Origin of the sequence: Kroppenstedtia sanguinis (genome assembly GCF_050433445.1) — a bacterium.
Lineage (GTDB): Bacteria > Bacillota > Bacilli > Thermoactinomycetales > DSM-45169 > Kroppenstedtia > Kroppenstedtia sanguinis.
In genome coordinates, this window is sequence record NZ_JBNPXF010000021.1 from 1 (window position 1) to 21,439 (window position 21,439).

21 protein-coding genes are annotated in these 21,439 nt (G+C 50.7%); 5 read left to right on the forward strand and 16 right to left on the reverse strand.

What is annotated here, in order from left to right; all coding sequences use genetic code 11:
• Positions 1-613 precede the first annotated feature (613 nt).
• The 4 genes from JOD24_RS12365 to JOD24_RS12380 all read left to right on the forward strand — a co-directional run bounded on the left by JOD24_RS12365 (position 614) and on the right by JOD24_RS12380 (position 5,754).
• Positions 614-2,596: a BglG family transcription antiterminator gene (locus tag JOD24_RS12365; RefSeq protein ID WP_380164286.1), complete on the forward strand. Its 1,983-nt coding sequence runs from the start codon at positions 614-616 to the stop codon at positions 2,594-2,596.
• Between the two features lie 77 nt (positions 2,597-2,673).
• Entirely contained in the window at positions 2,674-3,114 is a 441-nt protein-coding gene (locus JOD24_RS12370; RefSeq protein WP_380164288.1) for a PTS sugar transporter subunit IIA, read from the forward strand.
• A 32-nt stretch (positions 3,115-3,146) separates the two neighbouring features.
• Positions 3,147-4,583 (forward strand): fructose-specific PTS transporter subunit EIIC, encoded by a 1,437-nt coding sequence (locus JOD24_RS12375; protein WP_429247004.1) that lies wholly within the window; start codon positions 3,147-3,149, stop codon positions 4,581-4,583.
• Positions 4,573-5,754, forward strand: coding sequence for a MalY/PatB family protein (locus JOD24_RS12380; RefSeq protein WP_380164292.1), 1,182 nt, complete (start codon positions 4,573-4,575; stop codon positions 5,752-5,754). The genes JOD24_RS12375 and JOD24_RS12380 overlap by 11 nt, the downstream gene beginning before the upstream one ends.
• A gap of 294 nt (positions 5,755-6,048) precedes the next feature.
• On the opposite strand, the gene JOD24_RS12385 is transcribed toward JOD24_RS12380, so the two are convergent.
• The 12 genes from JOD24_RS12385 to JOD24_RS12440 form a co-directional block, all read right to left on the reverse strand.
• Positions 6,049-6,873, reverse strand: a complete 825-nt coding sequence (locus JOD24_RS12385) for an aldo/keto reductase (protein ID WP_380164604.1) — start codon at positions 6,871-6,873, stop codon at positions 6,049-6,051.
• 174 nt (positions 6,874-7,047) lie between these two features.
• Positions 7,048-7,878: a sulfurtransferase gene (locus tag JOD24_RS12390; protein ID WP_380164294.1), complete on the reverse strand. Its 831-nt coding sequence runs from the start codon at positions 7,876-7,878 to the stop codon at positions 7,048-7,050.
• A gap of 240 nt (positions 7,879-8,118) precedes the next feature.
• Complete coding sequence (locus tag JOD24_RS12395; RefSeq protein WP_380164296.1) at positions 8,119-8,415, reverse strand: hypothetical protein; 297 nt, start codon at positions 8,413-8,415, stop codon at positions 8,119-8,121.
• Between the two features lies 1 nt (position 8,416).
• Entirely contained in the window at positions 8,417-8,623 is a 207-nt protein-coding gene (locus JOD24_RS12400) for a helix-turn-helix transcriptional regulator (protein WP_380164298.1), read from the reverse strand.
• 264 nt (positions 8,624-8,887) lie between these two features.
• Positions 8,888-9,850, reverse strand: a complete 963-nt coding sequence (gene cbiB / locus JOD24_RS12405; RefSeq protein ID WP_380164300.1) for an adenosylcobinamide-phosphate synthase CbiB — start codon at positions 9,848-9,850, stop codon at positions 8,888-8,890.
• Positions 9,847-10,545, reverse strand: coding sequence for an adenosylcobinamide amidohydrolase (locus JOD24_RS12410; RefSeq protein WP_429247005.1), 699 nt, complete (start codon positions 10,543-10,545; stop codon positions 9,847-9,849). The genes cbiB and JOD24_RS12410 overlap by 4 nt, the downstream gene beginning before the upstream one ends.
• Entirely contained in the window at positions 10,517-11,176 is a 660-nt protein-coding gene (locus tag JOD24_RS12415) for a histidine phosphatase family protein (protein ID WP_380164304.1), read from the reverse strand. The genes JOD24_RS12410 and JOD24_RS12415 overlap by 29 nt, the downstream gene beginning before the upstream one ends.
• Entirely contained in the window at positions 11,173-11,910 is a 738-nt protein-coding gene (gene cobS, locus JOD24_RS12420; protein ID WP_380164306.1) for an adenosylcobinamide-GDP ribazoletransferase, read from the reverse strand. Before cobS ends, JOD24_RS12415 begins: the two co-directional genes overlap by 4 nt.
• Complete coding sequence (cobU, locus tag JOD24_RS12425) at positions 11,907-12,443, reverse strand: bifunctional adenosylcobinamide kinase/adenosylcobinamide-phosphate guanylyltransferase (protein ID WP_380164308.1); 537 nt, start codon at positions 12,441-12,443, stop codon at positions 11,907-11,909. Before cobU ends, cobS begins: the two co-directional genes overlap by 4 nt.
• A complete protein-coding gene (gene cobD / locus JOD24_RS12430; protein ID WP_380164606.1) occupies positions 12,440-13,579 on the reverse strand; it encodes a threonine-phosphate decarboxylase CobD in 1,140 nt (379 codons plus the stop codon). The genes cobU and cobD overlap by 4 nt, the downstream gene beginning before the upstream one ends.
• Positions 13,580-13,679: 100 nt before the next feature.
• Positions 13,680-14,729 (reverse strand): nicotinate-nucleotide--dimethylbenzimidazole phosphoribosyltransferase, encoded by a 1,050-nt coding sequence (gene cobT / locus JOD24_RS12435; protein WP_380164310.1) that lies wholly within the window; start codon positions 14,727-14,729, stop codon positions 13,680-13,682.
• 383 nt (positions 14,730-15,112) lie between these two features.
• Positions 15,113-15,535: a GNAT family N-acetyltransferase gene (locus tag JOD24_RS12440; RefSeq protein ID WP_429247006.1), complete on the reverse strand. Its 423-nt coding sequence runs from the start codon at positions 15,533-15,535 to the stop codon at positions 15,113-15,115.
• Between the two features lie 83 nt (positions 15,536-15,618).
• Between JOD24_RS12440 and JOD24_RS12445 the strand changes: the two genes are divergently transcribed.
• The gene (locus JOD24_RS12445; RefSeq protein WP_380164314.1) at positions 15,619-15,801 is read left to right on the forward strand and encodes a hypothetical protein; all 183 of its coding nucleotides are present in this window, start codon (positions 15,619-15,621) and stop codon (positions 15,799-15,801) included.
• A gap of 399 nt (positions 15,802-16,200) precedes the next feature.
• On the opposite strand, the gene JOD24_RS12450 is transcribed toward JOD24_RS12445, so the two are convergent.
• From JOD24_RS12450 to JOD24_RS12465, 4 genes are all read right to left on the reverse strand, one after another.
• Positions 16,201-16,890: a hypothetical protein gene (locus JOD24_RS12450; protein ID WP_380164316.1), complete on the reverse strand. Its 690-nt coding sequence runs from the start codon at positions 16,888-16,890 to the stop codon at positions 16,201-16,203.
• Between the two features lie 151 nt (positions 16,891-17,041).
• Positions 17,042-18,328 (reverse strand): isocitrate lyase, encoded by a 1,287-nt coding sequence (gene aceA, locus JOD24_RS12455; RefSeq protein WP_429247007.1) that lies wholly within the window; start codon positions 18,326-18,328, stop codon positions 17,042-17,044.
• Between the two features lie 46 nt (positions 18,329-18,374).
• Entirely contained in the window at positions 18,375-19,979 is a 1,605-nt protein-coding gene (gene aceB, locus JOD24_RS12460; RefSeq protein ID WP_429247008.1) for a malate synthase A, read from the reverse strand.
• A 292-nt stretch (positions 19,980-20,271) separates the two neighbouring features.
• Positions 20,272-21,309, reverse strand: coding sequence for an AI-2E family transporter (locus tag JOD24_RS12465; RefSeq protein ID WP_380164322.1), 1,038 nt, complete (start codon positions 21,307-21,309; stop codon positions 20,272-20,274).
• Positions 21,310-21,439: the final 130 nt, after the last annotated feature.

Sequence of the window (21,439 nt, forward strand, 5' to 3'; positions counted from 1 at the left end):
AAAAATTGGGCGACCTTTCCCCTGTAGAGCATCGGGAAAAAGTCGCCGCATAACCGTTCTTTTTTTCATTGTCTACTTGACGGGGTCAAGACCAAAGAGCCGGTCTTTCCCCGGCTTTTTTTATTTCACTTATGGGCAGAATCTCCCCATGGCCTCGGCAACGATCCCAGCCATGATCAGGCCAAGAAAACTCCATCCCCATACTCCCTCTCTGTTGGGGGCTAAGCACCACGCAATGCTTCTAGGGGAAGCCTTTTATGCGCAGATTATACCAATTACTGCTTCCGACCGGCAAAAACCAGGCGTGTTGATTAGCCGTACTTTAGGTAGGAAATCAGGTCGGGATGGTGGGACGGCTACGATCTCTTGCAAAGAGCGCAAAGGCTCTTCACCGGCCCACCATCCCCGTCCCCTCAAGCGATATTTTACAACGGGGGCAATGGGAAGAGCGAAAGGATCCTTTCGTTCTCATCATCCACTTTAGGGTTCACCAACAGCCCTGACAAAAACCTTTTGCAACGATATTCTTGCAAACAAATGAAATAATGCCTCGCCGCCTGATGTGTCATAATAAACGAGTAACACAGATGCCTAAAAAGGGGGTGCAACGGCTGTGAATCGTCGCCAAAAAAAATTAATCCTTTTACTTTTAAATGAAACCGATTACAAAAGAGCCAAATATTATGCGGATGCGTTGGGTTATTCTGAGCGTACCATCTATAGCGATTTACAGGAAATCGAGCACATTGTACAATCCATGGGGTTTAAATTAGATCGCAAACCGGGTGTTGGCACAAAATTGATCGTCGATCGTCAAGACCGCTTGAATATCTTAAGCCGAGTCAATATGAAGCCGGAGACTTTTGATCCATATTCAACCGAAGAGCGCCAAAAACGGATCGCACTTCGGTTACTCCATCAAAATCATCCTCTATCCATGCAGAAATTTGCGGAGGAATATTTTGTAAGCAAAACAGCAATCGCAAAGGATATGGACAAAATTGGGCAAAATTTGCTGAACTATCATCTAAAGTTGGTCCGCAACCATCAAGGGGTTTACGTCGAGGGGCTTGAAAGAAACCGACGACAAGCCATTGCCGCATTTATTGCAACCATACTGGATCTTCAACAAACCCAGCCTCTTTCAAAAAAAAGGGACCGTTTGGACACCACCACCAAGCAGCGTCTAAGTGAATTTTTTTCAACTGAAATGGTCGCGGGCGTTCTACAACTCATTAACGACATTGAACGGGAAAATAACCTCGCTATCAACGATCTTTACTATCAAAACGTTGTCACGCATATGTTGATTTTAATTAAACGGGTCATGCAAGATCGACATGCCGATTTTTCCTTTCTGGAACAACAATCTGTTGAACCAAAGGTTGAGAATATCGCAGGACAACTAATCCGTAACATCCATCGTATCTTTAACTATTCCATCACAGCAGCTGAAGCGAAGTACCTCGCGCTTTATCTCTTCCATTGCAGCGAACGGAACAGATATCTTACAAGTGAAGTGGAACTGAATTCGCTTACCATCCATCAAACCATTCGAGAGATGATTGATGCTTTTTCGAAAGTGATGGAGATCGACTTACGCGAGGATACTGAGTTACAAAATGGCTTGAAATTGCATATAGAGCCGATGTTGCAACGCTTGAAAATTGGATTGAATTTAAATAATCCCATGCTCATGGCCATTAAATCGCGTTACCACTCTATTTTCGGTATGACTTGGTTGATTTCGATTTTTATAGAAAACCAATTTCATGTCCAATTAAATGAGGATGAAGTTGGATTCATTACCCTGCACTTTTTGGCAGCCATTGAACGTCGGATTTACGATCAACCTAAACGGGTGGTGATTGTTTGTTACGATGGGATTGGCACATCGCAATTTTTAGCAAACCGAATGAAAAATCGTATCCCTGAAATACAAGTTGTCGATGTCATTCCTTTAACCCAGTTGGGAAAAATCGATTTGAGGGAAATCGATTTTATTATTACGACAGTGCCCATGGAATCTGAACAAAAACCCATTGTAACCGTTTCACCGATTTTAGATGAACAAGACATCGTTAAAATCAATCAAACCATTTTCGGGTTAAAAAACAAGCCTAATGAACGACGATCGATCGACACCCAGGCACCTTCCATATTATCGCAAATGCTGGATCCTGATTTAATCTTTGCTCAAGAGAAAACTCGTAACAAACGGGAGATTCTACATTTTATTTGTGAAGCCCTTCATACCAGGGCTTTTGTCGATCCGGACTATGAGGATTCCGTTTTTGAGCGGGAGGCGCGTGCCCCCACTTCAGTCGGGAATGGCATTGCAATTCCACACGGTACGGAAACCTATATTCATAAGCCGCACCTTGTGATCTATACAAGCAAACACCCAGTAGATTGGGGGTCTGAAGATGTTTCACTCATTTTTCTTATTGCAGTAAAAACGACAGGCAGCATCGACTTTCGACTTGCACTGAGGGAACTGTATCGTATTTTTGAAAATACGGATCTCCTTCAGGCGCTGAAGAAAGCACAGGATCCGCATCACATTTATCAACTGATCCACCATTCAACTGGTTAAATCATGGGTTCATCCCTACCTGTCACTTGGGTTGGACTCTTACTGATTGGCACACAGAAAAAGGGAGGAAATGGACCATGGAACTATCTGAAGACCATATTTTTCTGAACATCGAGGCCCGCAATAAAAAAAATGCATTGAAAAATATTGCGGAATTCGCGGAACAGGCGGGGGTTGTTACAAGTAAAAAAGCCTACTTCACAGGCTTATGGCAACGAGAAAAGGAAGCCACAACCGGTTTTGGAAACGGCTTTGCGATTCCACACGCAAAGATTAAAGAAGTGGTTAAACCAGCGGTTTTTGTTGTGAAATTTACGGATGGTATTGATTGGAAGGCTTTAGATGATCAGTTCGTTCATGTTGCGATCGCATTAGCCGTGCCGGAACAGGAGGCGGGGACTGAACATCTGAAGCTACTCTCACAAATCTCGCGGCGCTTAATCCATGATGACTTTCGTGACAGATTAATGAATAGTACCACCAAGCGAGAAATAGCGGCATTGTTTCAAAGGGCATAGACCACGACAAAACAAGACAAGGGGAGACCATCATGGGAAGAAATCTGGTTGCCATCACGAACTGTCCGGCGGGGATCGCCCACACCTATATGTCGGCAGAGGCCTTGCAAACGGAGGCTTCAAAACGGGGAGATACGATTAAAGTAGAAACACAAGGATCCATCGGGATCGAAAATGAGTTAACAAAAGAAGATATCGCTCAAGCCGATTTTGTCATCGTCGCCACTGGCCGGGGAGTGTCAGCGGATGATATGAAACGTTTTGACGGTAAAAGGGTTTTAATTGTCGACGTATCCGATGTTTTAAAAAACGTCGCAAACATCTTGGATCGGCTTCAGCAGGATGTTCCAGTTTATCATGCGACAGGTGACGGCCAACAAACCGACCCCTCTTCAGATACGGGAAAAAGGGGAATCTCAGGGGTCTTCCAACATTTAATGAATGGCGTTTCCTTCATGATTCCTTTTGTCACCGCAGCTGGGATCTTAATGGCGATATCAGCGGCATTGGTTGGCGGGGGCAAAACCGTACCGGGGTCTTTTCCCTATTTACTTGAGCAAGTCGGCGTGATTGGCTTTGCCTTAATGATCCCGATCCTCGCCGGCTATACCGCTTATTCAATTGCCGATAAACCCGCTCTGGCACCGGCCATGATCGGCGCGTGGCTCGCTAATCAGGCGGATATACTTGGCACAAAAGGCGGCGCTGGATTTTTAGGAGCTATCTTGGTCGGCCTACTCGTCGGTTACTTTGTCAAATACTTTAAGCGACTAAAATTGCCAAAGTCTCTCCATCCATTAATGTCGTTCTTAATTATACCTGCCGTCACCACTTTACTGATCTCGATTGTCGTTTTTTATGTCGTCGGACCGGTCATTTCTGGGCTGATGCTGGGACTTACGCACTTTTTAAGTTCTATTCCTTCTTCCAGTCTGGCAGTGATCTGCGCAGTAATCGGTATGATGATTGCCTTTGATATGGGCGGACCCATTAACAAAACCGCTTACCTGTTCGCCTTAGGATTAATTCCGGAAGGGAATGCCTACTTGTTTGGTACGGTTGCTTTAGTAACGGTGATTCCCCCTGCCGCCCTGGGAATCGCGACATTCATCGCTCCAAAGCTTTTTAAAACCGATGAAATCGCAAATGGAAAATCCGCCGGCATCGTTGGGCTTTTCGGCATCACGGAACCGGCCATCCCGTACGCAGTCAATGATCCGATCCCTGTCATCAGTGCCCAGATGATTGCAGGTGCGCTTACCGGTGCTTTAGGTGCAATGGCTCATATCACCAGAATCGCGCCAGGGGCGGGTATTCTTGATCCTATTGTCGGGATTGTCAAACCTCCTTTTACCTATTATCTCGTATTAATCATCGGCATTGTGATCAATCTGATCCTCGTTATTCTATTTAAAAAGATGCGCAAGAACCGTATGGAAAGAAAGGCGGCCCAAGCCAATGAACTATAATTTTGATGAACTGATTGACCGTTCGAAAACCAATGCGCGTAAATGGTCCAAGGATATCCTGATCAAGGAATTTCAAACTACTGATATACTCCCAATGTGGATCGCTGATATGGATTTTGCCTGCCCACCACCGGTTATAGAGGCAATGCAAGCGGTAGTGGACCAGCGTATTTATGGGTACACCTATGTCCCGGATACGTATTACCAGGCAATTACGGATTGGAATTTACGTCGTCATCAATGGACCATCGAAAAAGATTGGATTACACTCACACATGGCACCGTCAGCACACTCCACTATATCGTTCAAGCGTTTTGTCAACCGGGTGACAAAGTTATCGTCCAAACGCCAGGTTATCAACCTTTTCAACGTGCTGTTGAACGGCATCGATGTGAATTGGTCACCAATCCATTGATGCTAGAAAATGGTCGGTATACATTAGACTTGAATGATTTAGAGGCAAAGGCTAAGGATCCCGCGGTCAAATTAATGATATTCTGCAATCCGCACAACCCGACCGGCCGCGTCTGGACAGCAGAGGAGTTATTAGAGGTGGGCCGGATTTGTTTGGAAAACGATGTATTGATCGTATCCGATGAAATTCATAAAGACCTCTGTTTATATGGCCATCAACCGACTTCTTTTGCCAGCCTGTCCCATTCGATTGCGGATCATTGTCTGATATGTGTCTCACCGAACAAAGCATTTAATTTTGGCGGCTTAAAATCATCTTATACCGTGATCCCAAACGCTGATCTTCGCGCACGACTGCAAAAACAGCTGGCCACTCATTCCATTACCTCACCCAATGTGTTTGCGGTTCCCGCGCTCATCGCTGCCTATACACGTTGTGATGATTGGCTTGATCAGTTAACTGCCTATATCGAGAAAAATATTGATCTGGTTCGTAACTTTATAAACACCTCTCTGCCCAACGTTACCCTGATCCATCCAGAGGCCACCTATCTCGCCTGGCTCGATTTTAGGGCGGTTGGATTAAGCCATCATCAATTACAAAAGCTCCTTATTCATGAAGGAAGGCTCGCTCTCGAAAGTGGCAATGATTTTATTGCCGACGGCGAAGGGTTTGCTCGAATGAATCTTGGCTGTCCACGCGCGATTGTCGAAGAAGCTTTACAGAGATTATCCCAGTGTCTGTCAAAAATCTAGAGTGTGTCTGGTAATTCGCGTTTAAGGAAAGACGGTCCCCTCCGGTTTTGAAAAGCAAGATCCCTCTCAAAAGCGGGGAGGAAGCATCGGAGGAAGGGTGGGGTTTCACATGGAATGACTTGGTCTCGCAGAAATCCTAATCTGGTGAGGGGAAGTCTCGTTAAAATAACGAAGAACCATCCAGATGAAGTTGAAGATTCCTTAGATGATAATCAAGAGAGACGGATGGATAATAACCTCTTTGCCACAACAAAAGGACCGTCCCGGTTGGGAACGGACCTTTTTAATAAGGAGTTAGCGCTTGTTCATTTCATTGGGATGCGCACCTCTGCGAGCGTTGCGGTCGAGAGCATCGATCGCCTTCATTTCCGTTGCGGTCAGCTCAAAATCGAAGACATTAAAGTTTTCTTCGATCCGGGAGGGTGTCACCGACTTCGGAATGACAATCGTGTTGTTTTGCAGATGCCAACGCAAAATCACCTGGGCATTGGTTTTGCCATGGGCGGCGGCGATCTTTTGAATCTCTTCGTCTTGAAGCACCTCGCCCCCCTGATCCAGCGGGCTCCACGCCTCTACAAAGATATCGTGCTCAGCACAAAACTTCTTCAACTCCTTTTGCGCCAAGTAGGGATGACATTCCACCTGGTTGAGCACCGGCTTGACCTCACACTCATCCAGCAGCCGCTGCAAATGCTCCACTTCAAAGTTACAAACCCCGATCGCTTTCACCCGACCCTCTTTATAAAGCTTTTCCATCGCTTTATATGTATCCACATATTCATCATATTGGGGAGTCGGCCAGTGGATCAAATACAGGTCCGCATAGTCGATTCCCAGACGATTTAAGCTTTCATCATATGCCTTCAAGGTATTCTCATAACCTTGATCGCTGTTCCAAACCTTCGTCGTGACAAAGAGGTTTTCCCGGGGAATACCGGATTCTTTGATCGCCTTGCCGACACCGGTCTCATTTTTATAAATCATGGCCGTATCGATGGAGGTATAGCCCACTTCCAGTGCTTTGGCCACGGCTGCGGTCACTTGCTCGTCTTCCACTTGCCAAACGCCGAAGCCGAGTTGGGGCATTTTCAAACCATTGTTCAGTGTAACCAGATTCACCATCAAACAGCTCCTTTTTAAAAACTTCGACCCAAAAACAGTATATCACACCCCCCCTTCCCAGATTCAATCCTCTTTTGATACAGTTCAGGCCTCCCATTTTAGCCGGAAAACCCTGCGCTAATCCACGAATTGATGTCCACTCTCAGAGAAGTAACGGACCACTCAAGAATCTTACGAAGTGGGCCCCGTCGCCACCGGATTCTGCTCATAGCTGATCCAGTCACTCCAGCTGCCGGCGTAGAGGCGTGCCTCCGGGATGCCGGCGGCGTAGAGAGCCAGCAGGTTGGCACAGGCGGTGACACCGGAACCACAATAGACGATAGGCTGCTTCCCCGAGGCGAAGGCCCACTCTTTTTTCAACTCGGCAGGAGTTTTCCAACGCCCATCCTTCCCCAAATTCTCCTTCCAGAAACGGTTGACCGCACCTGGGATGTGACCCGCCTGGGCATCGATCGGTTCCGTTTTCCCTTCATAACGGGCGGGTTCACGGGAGTCGATCAACAGACCCTTCCACGCTTTCACTTCCTCCATTCCGACCTGAAACTGTTCTTGCCGATGTGGGACAAAGCGTGTGGGTTCCCGCCGGGGGACTTCGTCACTCACGGGATACCCCAACTCGGTCCACGCCCCATAGCCGCCGTTAAGGACGAACACTTCCCCATGCCCGAGATATCGCAACATCCACCAGAGGCGGGCTGCCATCATCCCTCCTTGGTCATCATAGGCGATGACGGTCCGGCGGTGATCGATCCCCAAGGCTCCCAGTCGCTCCGCCAATCGCTCCTCATCAGGTAGAGGGTGACGTCCCCCATGAGTCCCCACGGGAGCGGATAAATCCTGTTCCAGGTGCAAATACAGCGCCCCTGGTATATGACCCTTTCGATACGCCTCTTCCCCGGCTTCTGGGCGGGCCAAGTCGAACCGGCAGTCCACCACCACCAGCCCGGAATCCTGTAGATGTTCAACTAACCATTCAGGAGTGACCAACGGATTCCTGTTCATATCATGCACCTCCAAGATGGGTTTACGAATTCCCCTTCACTCTCTCCACCTGAAGCAAGATCAGATTCTCTTACAATGACTACTACCCTTTACCTTTATCTCAGCTTATCATCGTCTTCGCCTTAAATCTTTCCCTCTCTAACTCTTACTCAACTCAATTCCTTCCTAGTTTTTTAGCTGTGTGCAAAAAAAGTTCTCCACCCTCTCCGTACTTCTTAGAGGGAAGGAACTCCTCCTTTCTTATCTCTTTTTGATGAATATAGCCATAAAACTAAGGCACAACATAGTAATTAATAAGTACAGCCAAATATAATCTATCGGAACTGATTCATGGCCCATCATCGTATAAATTGCCAGAATAACAACACCGATGATTGCACTCACCGTAATGATTCGCAACGCAAAAACTTGAAACAACTGAATCACCCGTTCGTCCACTTCAGGCAATTGAGATTTCTTCATCTTTCTCTGTTTCACAAAAAAAGTGATCAGCGCAACACCAATGATTAAAACAAAAAGACTCAAAGGAGGATCCATATTATTCGTTCTCCTCGGTCAAATGAAAAATTTCCTCTACCGGCTGACCGAAATAGTTAGCAAACTTTAAGGCTAATTCTAAGCTGGGATTATATCGGTTTCGTTCGATGGCAATTATTGTTTGCCGTGTCACCTGTAGCTCCTTCGCCAATTGATCTTGAGTTATCCCCCGTTTTTTACGGATCTCTCGAACTAAGTTAGTAACCATTATCGTCTCCTTAAGTGTAAAGGTCACTTTACAAAAAAGGATACTATATATTCACACGGTTGTAAAGATAACTTTACATTTCAGTTCAAAAAAAGCGGGGATCTGCCCCACTTGTCCTTTCATTCCGCCTTTTCTTCCCCTCCTCATCCAAAACAAACTACGATTCCCAAAGTCGGTACACCATATATTTCTATTTACTTCAGATCTTATCCACCAATTGTTACAGCGCCTCCAAACATTTTCGCTGTTTCCAATTGCCATCACTCAACTTACTATGTAGCAGAACAGGGCAGCTGCTCCTGCAAACAGCCAACTGCTAAGAATCAATACCCGGGCTGTCTCCTGGATGTGGCGCGGCTTCTTTGGATACAAGGGATCCCCCAGGGTAGCTATGTGGGAGAGCACTCCACGATATCGGTTCTCCCCTCCCAGCTGAATCCCCAACCCCCCTGCCAGCAAGGACTCTGTGATGCCACTGTTGGGACTGGGGTGCTTTGAGGCATCCCGTCGCCACATGTGCCAGGCTTGTCGGGGGGAGTGACCTGTCAGGGCGAGGGCTAATAGCACAGGTGGAATCGTGAGGCGGGCCGGCACCCAGTTGGCCAGGTCGTCCAGCCGAGCAGAAGCCCAGCCCAGATCCCGGTACCGTTCATCCTTGTATCCCACCATGGAGTCCAGGGTGTTGACCGCCCGGTAGGCCAATGCCAACGGCGCCCCACCCAAAGCAGCAAAGAAAAGAGGCGATGTGACAGCGTCCACGATATTTTCTGCTACCGTCTCCACCGCTCCCCGCACCACTTCCGGTTCCTCTAAATGGTCGGTATCTCGTCCGACCACGAAGGAGAGTGCTCTGCGGGCCCCCGGCAAATCCCCTGCTTCCAATGCGTGAAGAATCTCTCGACCTGCCTCCGCTAACCCCTTGACAGCGATCGTGGTGGAGATCAGCCACACCTCCAATACGCGGGCCGCCCACCAGGAGAAAGATTCCACTGTAGCCAATAGAAAATAAGAGACCCCATAGACCGTTCCCACTACCACCAAGGGCAGGAGACAACCCAGCAGGCGGATTCGCCACCCTTCCCGAAGTTCCGCCATTCCCCGGCGCAGGATTCTTTCCACCTGGGTGATCCCCCATCCCATCCCTACCACCGGATGAGGAAAATGTCGCGGGTCCCCCACCCAACGGTCCACGACGCAAGCCAACAGTAAAATGAGCGCCGGGATCATCTCCGCTGACGCTCCCGAAGCACCGTTTCTCGAATCGCTTCCCGAACTGCCTGCCCCACGACCTGTCCCAGAGGACTGACCGCTCCGGCATAGGCATGTACGTATTTCTCTCTTCTCCGTTGGGTGGAAGCAATCATCACCGCATCCGTCGTGGTCCCCGTGGCAGACCGCCCCTCCCCGTCCCTTACATCCAGTTCTTGAAGCGCCGCTGCTTTCGCCTCGGTAACGGTGATCACCGTATTCACCAGCGCTCCCTCTGTCAATTCGCCATCCACTACCAGGAGGATATTGATCGTCCCTGGGTCTGGATGATCCATGAAAACTGGACCCGGCCATCCCATCCTCGCTGCATTGCTGACACCGGCGGTCACGATGGCTGCCACCTGTACCAGGGGATCCCCCATTTGAATCACGGAGGCGTTCTCCATCCGGGCGGCGGTCAGCAGGGTGGGCGTCTGTTCCGGGTCATATCCATTAGCCACCAACCAACCGCGGGTCTCCTCCACTGGGTCCCCTTCCCGATAATCCTTATCCACATGGCGATTTACCAGGGTTCGCCAGCATCCCCTCCCCCCTCCCACGGAGGCGCTGGAGAGCACTGCCAGCGGTGTGGTAGAGGAAAGGCTGAGATGGCTATCTTCGATATGAAGAAACAGATTCCCTTCGTTAAACAGATGGCGCCTGACCGCCTTCATCTCTTTTCCCCCTTTCTTCGGTTCCCCTTTTTTTCTTCAGTTCCCTTAGGAAAACCTCCCGCCACTTCGGCGGTTCCCAGGTGACCGCCAGGATGCCGCCGTGGGGGAGGGAACGCTCCCAGAACCTGCTGGGATCCCCCTCCAAATGGTGGGAGATAAACCAACGAATCGGCCCCCCGTGGCTGACGGCCACCGTCACATCCCCAGAGCCCAATTCCAAGGGGATGCGGTCCAACCAACGTTGCAACCGGGACTCCATCTCAGCCCCTGTTTCTCCTCCTGGTGGGGAAACCCGGTGTGGATGAGCCAGCCAACGCTGTAACTGCTCTGGAGCCTGGGCGTGGATTTCATCATAGGTGAAACCCTCCCACTCGCCAAAGGAAAGCTCCCGCAAATGGGAGGTCGGTTCCACCTCCGCTTCGGGAAATTGGGTCAGCAACGGCTCTGCTGTCTGACGGCAGCGGAGCAGGTCACTGGTCCAGATCCGTCGGACCTGCAGGCCGGACAAGGCTTCCGCCGCCTCTTCCGCTTGTTCTCTACCCACCTGATTCAGAGCCGGATCTGACCAGCCACAATAACGCCGCTCCCGGTTAGCCTGGGTTTCCCCATGGCGAAGCCAGACTAAAATCAACTCGACACCCCCGTCAGCAATAACCACAGCAAAAGAATTCCTGCCTCTGTTGCCTCCACCAAAGCTCCATAAAGATCTCCTGTCCATCCTCCCAGCCGTTTCCAGGCCAGTCGGGCCCAGAGGAGAACCCACACCAGCGGGATCACAAAAAACCACAATCCCTGGAATCCAGCGATCCCCACGGCCACCAAGAGAGTCAACAGCGTGGCTCCCGCTAGGGAGATCAGAGTAAGTCCCTCTCGCAAGCCCTTTCCGATCCCATCCTGGGTCAGGTAAGGAAAAAAGCGGATCGCAAGCAATAGCGCCCACCGTCCAAACATTGGAGCCATCAACAGAGGAATCCACAGTGGATCGGGAGTCGAAGCTAGTACCGACGCCTTTAGCAATAAGAGGAGGATCGCAGCGATCACTCCCATGGCACCCACCCGGCTGTCTTTCATAATTTCCAGGGTGCGTTCCCGTGAGCGGTAAGAACCGAATCCGTCCGCCACGTCCATCCACCCGTCCAGATGTAGACCCCCAGTCAGCCAGACCCAGAGTCCAAGGAGCAACACGCCTCGCACCCCGGCAGGAAACCAAGACGCCACCGCCAGATCGAAACCCGCCAGCACACCGCCGATCACCAGGCCCACGACGGGATAATAACGGACACTGCGAGACCACCCACCCGGATGAGACCCCCGCGGTACAGGAATGCGGGTCAGAAAGGAGAGAGCTGTAAAAAAAGCGTTCATCCCTTCACCTTCCAGGGCACCCCGGACACCACCATCCAGACTTCCTCCGCCCGTCGCGCCGTCTGTTGATTGATACTTCCCAGTGTATCCTGGAAAAGCCGGCCCAAGGGAGTCATCGCCACTCCACCCAGACCTGTTTCAGAGGTAACCAGCACCGCCTCTCCTTCCTTCAACACTTCCAAAACTCTCTCCATCTCCTCTTCCATTTCTTTTACCACCGCGTCCCGCCTTTCTTCGCCATCTTCTTCTGGAAGTTGCATCAGACGATTGGCCACCCAGGTGGAAAGGCAGTCCACCAGGATTCCATCCCTTTCTGGCCCCTTGCTGAGAGCCTGGGTCAGATGCAACGGCTCCTCCACCAGTCCCCATTCCCTCGGCCGACGTTCCCGGTGACGTTGCACCCGCGCCTGCATTTCTTTATCAGTCACGACCCCTGTGGCCACATACAGAACCCGCTGGCCCATTTCTTTTGCCAAATCCTCGGCAAAACGACTCTTCCCGGAACGTACGCCCCCTGTCACCAGCCGGATCATCGCGGGGCCCTCCCTGGAGAGGAAAGGATCTCCGCCAAAGCAGTCAACAACTGCTGATTCTCCTCCCGACTGCGCAGGGCCACCCGGACATAGCAACCGTCCAACCCAGGGAAAGTGGAGGCATCCCGGATCATGATTCCCCGCTTCCCCAATTCTCCCTGCAACCAAAGGGACGGCGATTCCGCCCCCGCCAGGGATCCCTCCAAACGGAGCAAAAAGTAATTAACCTTTCCCGGGAGCACCTCTACCTGCGGGAACAAACGAAGTCCCTCTAGCAAAAAAGGGCGTTCCCTCGCTAGCCAGGCCCAGGTTTTCTCCTCAAATTCCCGGTCCTGAAGTGCTGCCTCCCCCGCCAGCTGAGCCAGACCATTCACACTCCAAGGGGTCTGCCAGCGCCGCAATCGGTGGATCCACTCCTCAGAGGCCACAGCATAGCCCAACCGCAACCCTGGCAATGCATAAAATTTGGTCATAGACCGAAACAAGATCGTCGTCGGAAACTTCCGCAACTGCGGAAGCAGGCTGATCTCCCCCGACTCCATCAGAAAATCGAGGAAGGCCTCATCCACCGCCAACACCGTTTTCCACCGAGCGGCTTCTTCGGCGGCAGTAGCCAGATCCTCCAGCGATAACAGGGTGCCTGAGGGATTATTGGGATAGCCCACCCAAGCCAGATCCACCTCCCGAATCCAGTCCAACAGCTCTTCCCGCCCAGGGAGAAACCCTCTTTTCCAATCGGTCTGCAACGGGGAGATCTGCAGACCCCGTTTGCGAGCCGCCTGTTCGTATTCAGTGAAGGAGGGATGGATCACCCCCACTCGCCGGGGAGCAGCCGCGGAATAAATGTTGTGGATCAACTCCGCGCCGCCATTTCCAACCAAGACTTCCTCTGGCCTCACCTGTAACCGCTGGGCCAGCAGATGGGTCAGCCGTCGACAGGCGGGGTCAGGATACCGGGAGATCAACGGCAGCTCCGTCTCCGACACCGCTTTTTGCAAGGACTCCACCACGCTAGGCGGCGGGCCGAGAGGATTGATATTGGCACTGAAATCCAGAAAGGAGTCCGGCTCTTTGCCAAACCGCTCCCCGGCAGTCCACCGATCCCCTCCGTGACCGTAGCGTTCTAGTCCGTCCATCACATCACTTCCTCTCCTCCCTAATAAAAAGACACTCCACCTGGAAAAGTGTTCGAGGGGTGAACGTCGAACTTTCCCGCCTCCCCCCTCACTCCATTTTTCACAATCCCAACTCGGAAAAGGTGGCCATCTCCTGAGCCGCCGTCACAGCCGCATCAAACAGGGGAAAAGCGAGTACCGCGCCGCTTCCTTCTCCCAGCCGCATCCCGGCAGTGATCAGCGGTTGCAGACCCAGCTCTTCCAGCAATAGACCGTGGGCAGGTTCCACCGACAGATGGGAGGCAAACAGATAGGGCTGTACTTGTGGAGCTATCCGAATAGCCACCAAAGCAGCTACAGTGGAGATCACCCCGTCCAACACCACCGGCAGGCGTTGGCGGGCCGCTCCCAGCATCAAACCCGCCATCGCCCCCACTTCCAGTCCCCCTACCTTAGCCAAGACATCCAGGGGATCCCTTGGATCTGGACGATTCACCTCCAGACTGCGGCGGATCACTTCTTGCTTTCGCTTCAGACCGGTATCATCCAGACCCGTCCCTCGACCGGTCACCCGCTCCACCGACTCCCCAGTCAAAACGCTGGCCACCGCAGCGGCAGCAGTGGTATTACCGATCCCCATCTCTCCTGTGGCTACCAGTTGCATTCCTTCTTTCTTCAAGCCTTCGGCGGTTTCCAAGCCGATATGTATGGATTTCAAAGCCTCTTCCTGGCTCATCGCAGGCCCTTGGGTCATATTGACCGTTCCCCGACGCACCTTCCGCTCGATCACTCCATCGGGCACACCTTCCAAGCGGCTACCCACATCCACCACGATCACTCGGGCTCCGAAACGACGGGCCCACACGTGAACCGCCGCCTTGCCCCAGCTGAAATTCTGCATCATGAGTCCAGTCACTTCTACCGGATAAGCACTGACTCCCTCTGCAGTCACCCCGTGATCCCCGCAGAAGACCACCACCCCCTTATTCTCGATGGAAGGCTGGGCTTGACCTGTAATCCCTGCCAGTCGTACTAGAATCGTCTCCAGCTCTCCCAGTGCACCCTGGGGCTTCGTCAGCTGATCGATATGCTCCCTGGCTTTCTGCTCTTCCTCGACATTCACTGATGGAATCCCTTCTGTCCACTCTTTCAACTTCTCAAATCCCGACAACGGAATTCTCCTTTCTCGATCCACACTCTTCCTTATTGTACCTCTTCCGCTCCTCCCCGGACAGGCAAGGGTTACATTTCCCTCACTAATGCCCCTCTAAGCAACCTTGATCCTGTTTTTCAGCAAGGGGGGGCTGGATGGTGGGGCGGCTCCGATCTCTTGCAAAGAGCGCAAAGGCGAATCAAATCCCACCATCCTAGCCCATCTGTGGTTTTCCACACAATGTTCGCAGAGGGGTAGATCACACAAAAGACACGTGCTTCTGCAGAAGCCACGTGCCATGATAGACCATCTTTTGTATGTAATCCACCACCACAGTTGATAATTAAATCGCGTAATTGGAAAACTCTCCATCCATGATTCCACAAAATCATGGAGCGGAATCAAAGCATTTTTCGAAACACATGGCTGACCCGGTCATACCCCATCCGCTCCTCATAGAATCGGTGGGCATCCCGGCGGGCCAGGCCGGAGGTGAGTGCCACCGATCCGCATCCTTGACTGCGACCCCAATCTTCCACATAAGTAAGCAGACGTTCCCCACAGCCCTGGGACCGCTGGTCCGAGCGAGTCACCAGATCATGAACGAACAGATGCTTTCCATAGTAGAGAGTGGCCCGAATCGTCACACCCGTCACGGCCAGGATTTCCCCGGCTTCTTCCAGGGCGAATAGACGGTAACCCTCCCTCCTCATCTCTTGTACCAGATGGAGAAAAGACTCCAGCTCCAGATGGGTCCGAAGTTCCTTCATGACCGGATATGCCCGGCGCCATTCCACTTCTGTCGTCAGTTCCTTGATGCTCATTCGATCTCCTTCTCTGAGTTTTTTGAGAATCATGCATAGAACCCCTGCATCAGGAAATCCTTTCCTTCAAGGAGGGATTCCAGATGGATGCAAAGAAAACGGGCAAGCCTAAACCCGATACCCAGAGGTTAGACGGACCGGACCTTGAGGGCTCCTTGTCCGCCATTAAAAATCAACACAAAACCCGGGTGACAAAACATCCTCACACGGTGGATGAAGACTCACTTCCCCCTGGTGCACAAGATCTGCGCGATTTCAAGGAATGACCTCGGAGGTGTCGTAAAACCCTTGCCGAGGGGGCGGGCCTGTGTGACCCTCCCCGATCTCTTACCAAAAACACCAAGGCAGGCGTGTTGATTAGCTATATTGTAGGAAATCAGGTCGGGATGGTGGGACGATGGAGAGCCTTTGCGCTCTTTGCAAGAGATCGGAGCCGCCCCACTATCCCCGTCCCCTCAAGCCATATTTTACGATGGAGACAATGGAAGAACGAAAGGATCGTTTCGTTCCCATCATCCACTTTATGGTTCATCAACAGCCCTGACACCAAGGATCTTTGCCCGTCACACAGGCCTTCCCTTTTTTTTCACATGAGTGGACCCCCGGTGATCGTGGTTGAATCCCACTCCGAGAAAAAGGCCCTTCTTCTGAAGGGGCCTGTTCGTTTACAGAGTCAAATCCGTATTATTGGCCTGTTTCAGCAGGTGTAACCACTCTTTCTTTTCCGAGTCATTCAGAGTGTAAGCGTTCAGATACATCACCATGTAAATTCCGTCATCTGTAGCAAAAAAGCGGGCTAATCCTTCGATATCCTCTTCAGCCGGATCACTGATCTTCAATCCTACCAACTGATCTTCCCGGTCTTGGGAGAGGACCTCCCACTCCAGAGATCCCTCACTCTCCTCTTCCATGCCCTCTTTCATCAACATGGCCGTTTGGGAGACGGTGGCTTCCTCCTGCAATCCTGGAAAATAATGGACACCTAACATTTCCTCAGCTTGATCCGGAGATTCCCCATCCGGTGTAAACGCTGTAAACTCATGTTCCTCATCTTCGCTTTCATAGCTCGCCTTTTTCCAGTCTTGATCATCTGCCAGGATCGTGATCTTACTGACTTCCAACTCTTTTCCTTTAATCAGAGGATCCGTCCCCTCCGCATTGGTGGGAGCTTGCGGCTCAGGTTCTACCTCAGTAGAATCATCTTCATCCGGCTGTTTCTCTTTTTTCTCTTTCTTTTGCTGTTCAGCCAACTGCTCTTGGCTAAGATCCATCCATTCCTTGGCCACCAGAGAACAACCGCTACTGAGAAGCAGTGCGGAGACCGAGATCATCACAGCGAACCATCTGAATGGCAATCCAAACACCTCTTTAGCATAATAAGAATTCCCATCTCTATCCTATTGATTTTTCCTTCATCCGTCACTAGGAAGAAAGGTCTATATCAGCTTACCATCAGCCAAGTAAAAACCGCCACCCCTATGGAGTGGCGGTTGATCCTGTAGATCATCATTGGGTGGCAGTAAACTGTTCTTCTTCCGTCGATCCCTTGAGTGCGGTGGTGGAAGAGGTGCCACCGGAGATCACCATGGAGACGGCATCGAAATATCCAGTTCCCACTTCCCGCTGGTGACGGGTGGCGGTATAACCGATGGCTTCATTGGAGAATTCCCGCTCCTGAAGTTGGGAGTAGGCCGCCATCCCCTGATCTTTGTAGCCGTGGGCCAATTCAAACATGCTGTGGTTGAGGGAGTGAAAGCCAGCCAGCGTGATGAACTGGAATTTATAGCCCATCTCACCCAGCTGATGTTGAAAACTGGCGATCGTATCGTCATCCAAATGTTTCTTCCAGTTGAAGGAGGGAGAGCAGTTGTAGGCCAACATCTTACCTGGGAATTTCTCGTGGATCGCTTCTGCGAAACGGCGGGCTTCCTCCAAGTCTGGAGTGGAGGTCTCGCACCAGATCAGATCGGCATGAGGGGCATAAGCCAGCCCTCTGGCGATCGCCGTCTCCAGACCGGCTCGCTGCCGGAAGAATCCTTCCGCAGTCCGCTCTCCAGTGAGGAATTTGTGATCCCGTGGATCGACGTCACTGGTGATCATTTCTGCGGCATTGGCATCGGTGCGGGCCACCAGGAGAGTGGGGACGCCCATCACATCCGCTGCCAGGCGAGCGGAAACCAGGTTGCGAATCGCTTGCGAGGTGGGAATCAGTACTTTCCCCCCCAAATGGCCGCACTTTTTCTCCGAAGCGAGTTGATCTTCAAAATGAACCCCTGCCGCCCCGGCTTCGATCATGGCTTTCATCAGTTCAAATACATTGAGCGTTCCGCCAAATCCAGCCTCGGCGTCAGCCACGATCGGTGCAAACCAATCCCGTTGGGCGCCGCCTTCCGCATGTTCGACCTGATCCGCCCGTTGCAAGGCTTGGTTGATGCGTTTCACCACATGGGGCACACTGTTAGCCGGATACAAACTTTGGTCCGGATACATCTGTCCCGCCAGGTTGGCATCGGCGGCTACTTGCCAGCCCGAGAGATAGATCGCCTTCAGACCGGCTCTCACTTGTTGCACTGCTTGGTTTCCGGTCAGAGCACCCAAGGCTTTCACATGGTGCTCTTCATGAAGCAACTTCCACAGTTTTTCCGCACCGCGACGGGCCAGCGTATGCTCAATCTGAAGCGATCCTCTGAGCTTCAGCACATCCTCTGCACTGTAGGGGCGTTCAATCCCTTGCCAGCGAGATTCCTTCTCCCAGACTTCCTTCAGCTTTTTAACTTCTTCCTGGTAGCTCATACTCCATCTCTCCTTTTCTCAGTTATCATCAGATTGTTCTGCTAGATCAGATCCGTTCGTACCCTGGCAAAGTCAAAAACTCAACGAATTCTTCCGAAACGATCAGCTTATCAAAAAGTTCTTTCGCCTCTTGGAAGCGGCCAGCAGCAAATTGCTCTTCACCGATTTCTGCCTCGATTTTGGTCAGCTCTTCCTCCACGGTTTGTCGGAACAGTTCCACCGTTACCTGGCGGCCATCTGTCAACTTTCCTTCAGGGTGGCGAATCCATTGCCAGATCTGGGCACGGGAGATCTCCGCTGTCGCCGCGTCCTCCATCAGATGGTTGATCCCTACGGCACCGTATCCCCGCAGCCAAGCTTCGATGTACTTCAGCCCGACATTCACATTTTGGCGTAATCCCCCTTCGGTGATCGGTCCTTTGGGAACCTCCTGGAGATCGGCGGCAGTCACTTCTACATCCTCGCGCTTTTTGCCGATCTGATTTTTCTGCAACATGTGTCTATCATAGACTTCCATGGCGACTGGCACCAGGGCCGGATGAGCCACCCAGCTCCCGTCATGACCATCCAACGCCTCCCGCTCTTTGTCTGCTCGAACCTGGGCGAGAGCGGCTTCATTCTTTTCCGGATCGTTCTTCACCGGAATTTGCGCCGCCATCCCACCGATACAGGGAGCCTCCCGCTTGTGACAGGTCTTCACCGCCAACAAAGTGTATGCTCGCATAAAAGGCACCGTCATTGTCACCAAGGATCGATCAGGCAGAATCACTTCCGGATGACGGGAGAAACGCTTGATAAAGCTGAAAATGTAATCCCAGCGACCACAGTTGAGACCTGCTGAGTGTGTCCGCAGTTCATACAAAATTTCCTCCATCTCAAAGGCGGCAGTGATCGTTTCAACCAATACCGTCGCCTTGATGCTTCCCTGGGCGATCTTCAGCTCTTTCTGCGCAAAGACGAAAAGATCATTCCACAGACGGGCTTCCAGATGGCTTTCCAATTTCGGAAGATAGAAATAAGGTCCGGATCCTTTTTTCAACAAGTTTTTTGCGTTGTGATAGAAGTAGAGTCCAAAATCGAAAAAGCCTCCTGGAACCCGTCGGCCATCCACTGTGACATGCTTCTCATCCAAGTGAAGTCCTCTAGGGCGAATCATCAGCACCGCCGTCTTTTCCTTCAACTCATACCTTTTTCCCCGCGGATCTGAAAAATCGATGTCTCTGTTGATCGCATCCCTCATATAAATCTGTCCCTGGATGCAATTCTCCCAGGTGGGAGTATTGGCATCTTCAAAGTCTGCCATAAAAACCTTGGCCCCAGAGTTGAGGGCATGGATCACCATCTTCCGATCAGAAGCGGGACCGGTAATTTCCACCCGTCGATCCCGCAGATCATGAGGAAGGGGATCGATCGACCAAGAACTGTTTCGAATCTCTTCCGTCTCCTTCAGAAAATCCAGTTTCTCTCCTGCGTGAAGTTTTTTTTGCCGCTGTTCCCTGTTATGCAACAGTTCGTCTCGGCGATCCCTGAAATTCCGGGTAAGTTTCGCTACAAATTCCAACGCCCCGGGAGTCAGAATCTCCTTGAATTCCTCGGTCATCCTTCCCTCGATCTTCACATTCCCCGGAATGGAATGCGTTTGTGCGTTCACGGGAGTCACTCCTTTTTGGATCAATTTCTGTTGGGATACAGATTCACTAACTTGTGATGTATTATATAACAGAGCATTGGAAATTGACAAGACTTTTTCCCTTTTTGGCAAAAAAACTGGCTCATCTTTGATTTTATTCGCCTTCTGTTATATAACATAGGGAATCAATCCTTTCAATGGGGCACCAAAAAAACAGAACCTGCCCAGGAGCCCAGAAAAAAGCCGTCCCCGTGAAGGGACGGCGATCGGCTGCTATTTTTTGTTATGCTCGTTCATTGCGATGATCCTCGCTTCAGACCCCTTCTGTCTCGTCGGCCATGGGCACCTCAAACAAATCTAACAAGAAGATAAAGACCGGAATACCGAGAATCAATCCCCAAACACCGTATAAATGCTCCGATGCGATCAGAATCGACAAGGTGAAAAAGATAGGCAGATGGGTTTTGGAGGACATAAATTTCGGATTGAGAAAATAAGCCTCAAAGGCGTGCAGAACCAAGATCATTAAGATGACATACACCACTTTGACCATCCCGCCGATTTTAAAGGCAATCACGCAGAGTGGGATCAAGGAGATGATCACCCCAGCGACAGGGATGAGACCCAATAGGAAAATCATCACCCCCAGAACGATCAAATGGGGAAAACCCATCAACCATAGCATCAGCGTAGATAAGAGACTGTTTACCGATGCAATCATAAATTGTACTTCAATCACTTTGCCGAAAGAATGGATGAATTTCCTTCCGAATCTCTCCAACTCCTGAAAAACCCATCCTGCTTTACTCAATTTCATATTGGAGATAAAACGGCGCACTTTTTCTTTCTCCAACAAGAAGAAAAAGCTGAGAATCACTGCGATGAAAAAGTTGAGACCCCATTTCCCCATATCGGAGATCCGTTGCACGAGAAAGTCCAGACCCTGGTTGATATATCGGGCCAAATCCATTTCCTGCAGAGAGCCCATCACATATTTGAACATGTGATCATCAGCAGTGAAAGCCGGCTTTTTATAAAATGAAATCAGCTGTTGAACTAGCTCCTGCAGCTCGGCCACCAATTTTGGAATATAGTAATAGATCGCAATGGACATCACTGTCAGCAAGAGCACGTATAACCCCACAGCGACTACTTTTTGACCCACCCGGAGGACATTCTGAAACCTTCTCGACAGATAGGTACTGAAACGGTTCATCAAATAGGCGATAATAAACGTGATTAGCATGATATTCAGCATGCTTCTGAACGTCAAAAGGAAGAGAACTACGATCACTAAGACCAAAAACCTTCTGAAACCCTGGTTTTGAAATAACTCCTTTAATGCGGTCATTCAATGACAGTCCCCTTTTTACTTTTATCCAAATCCGTTATATCTATCCTTATGATCAGGTAATAACAAAAAAGCACAAAGATCTTCTATCACCAAGTTAAACCCGCCTTTCTAATGGTATCAAATCCTG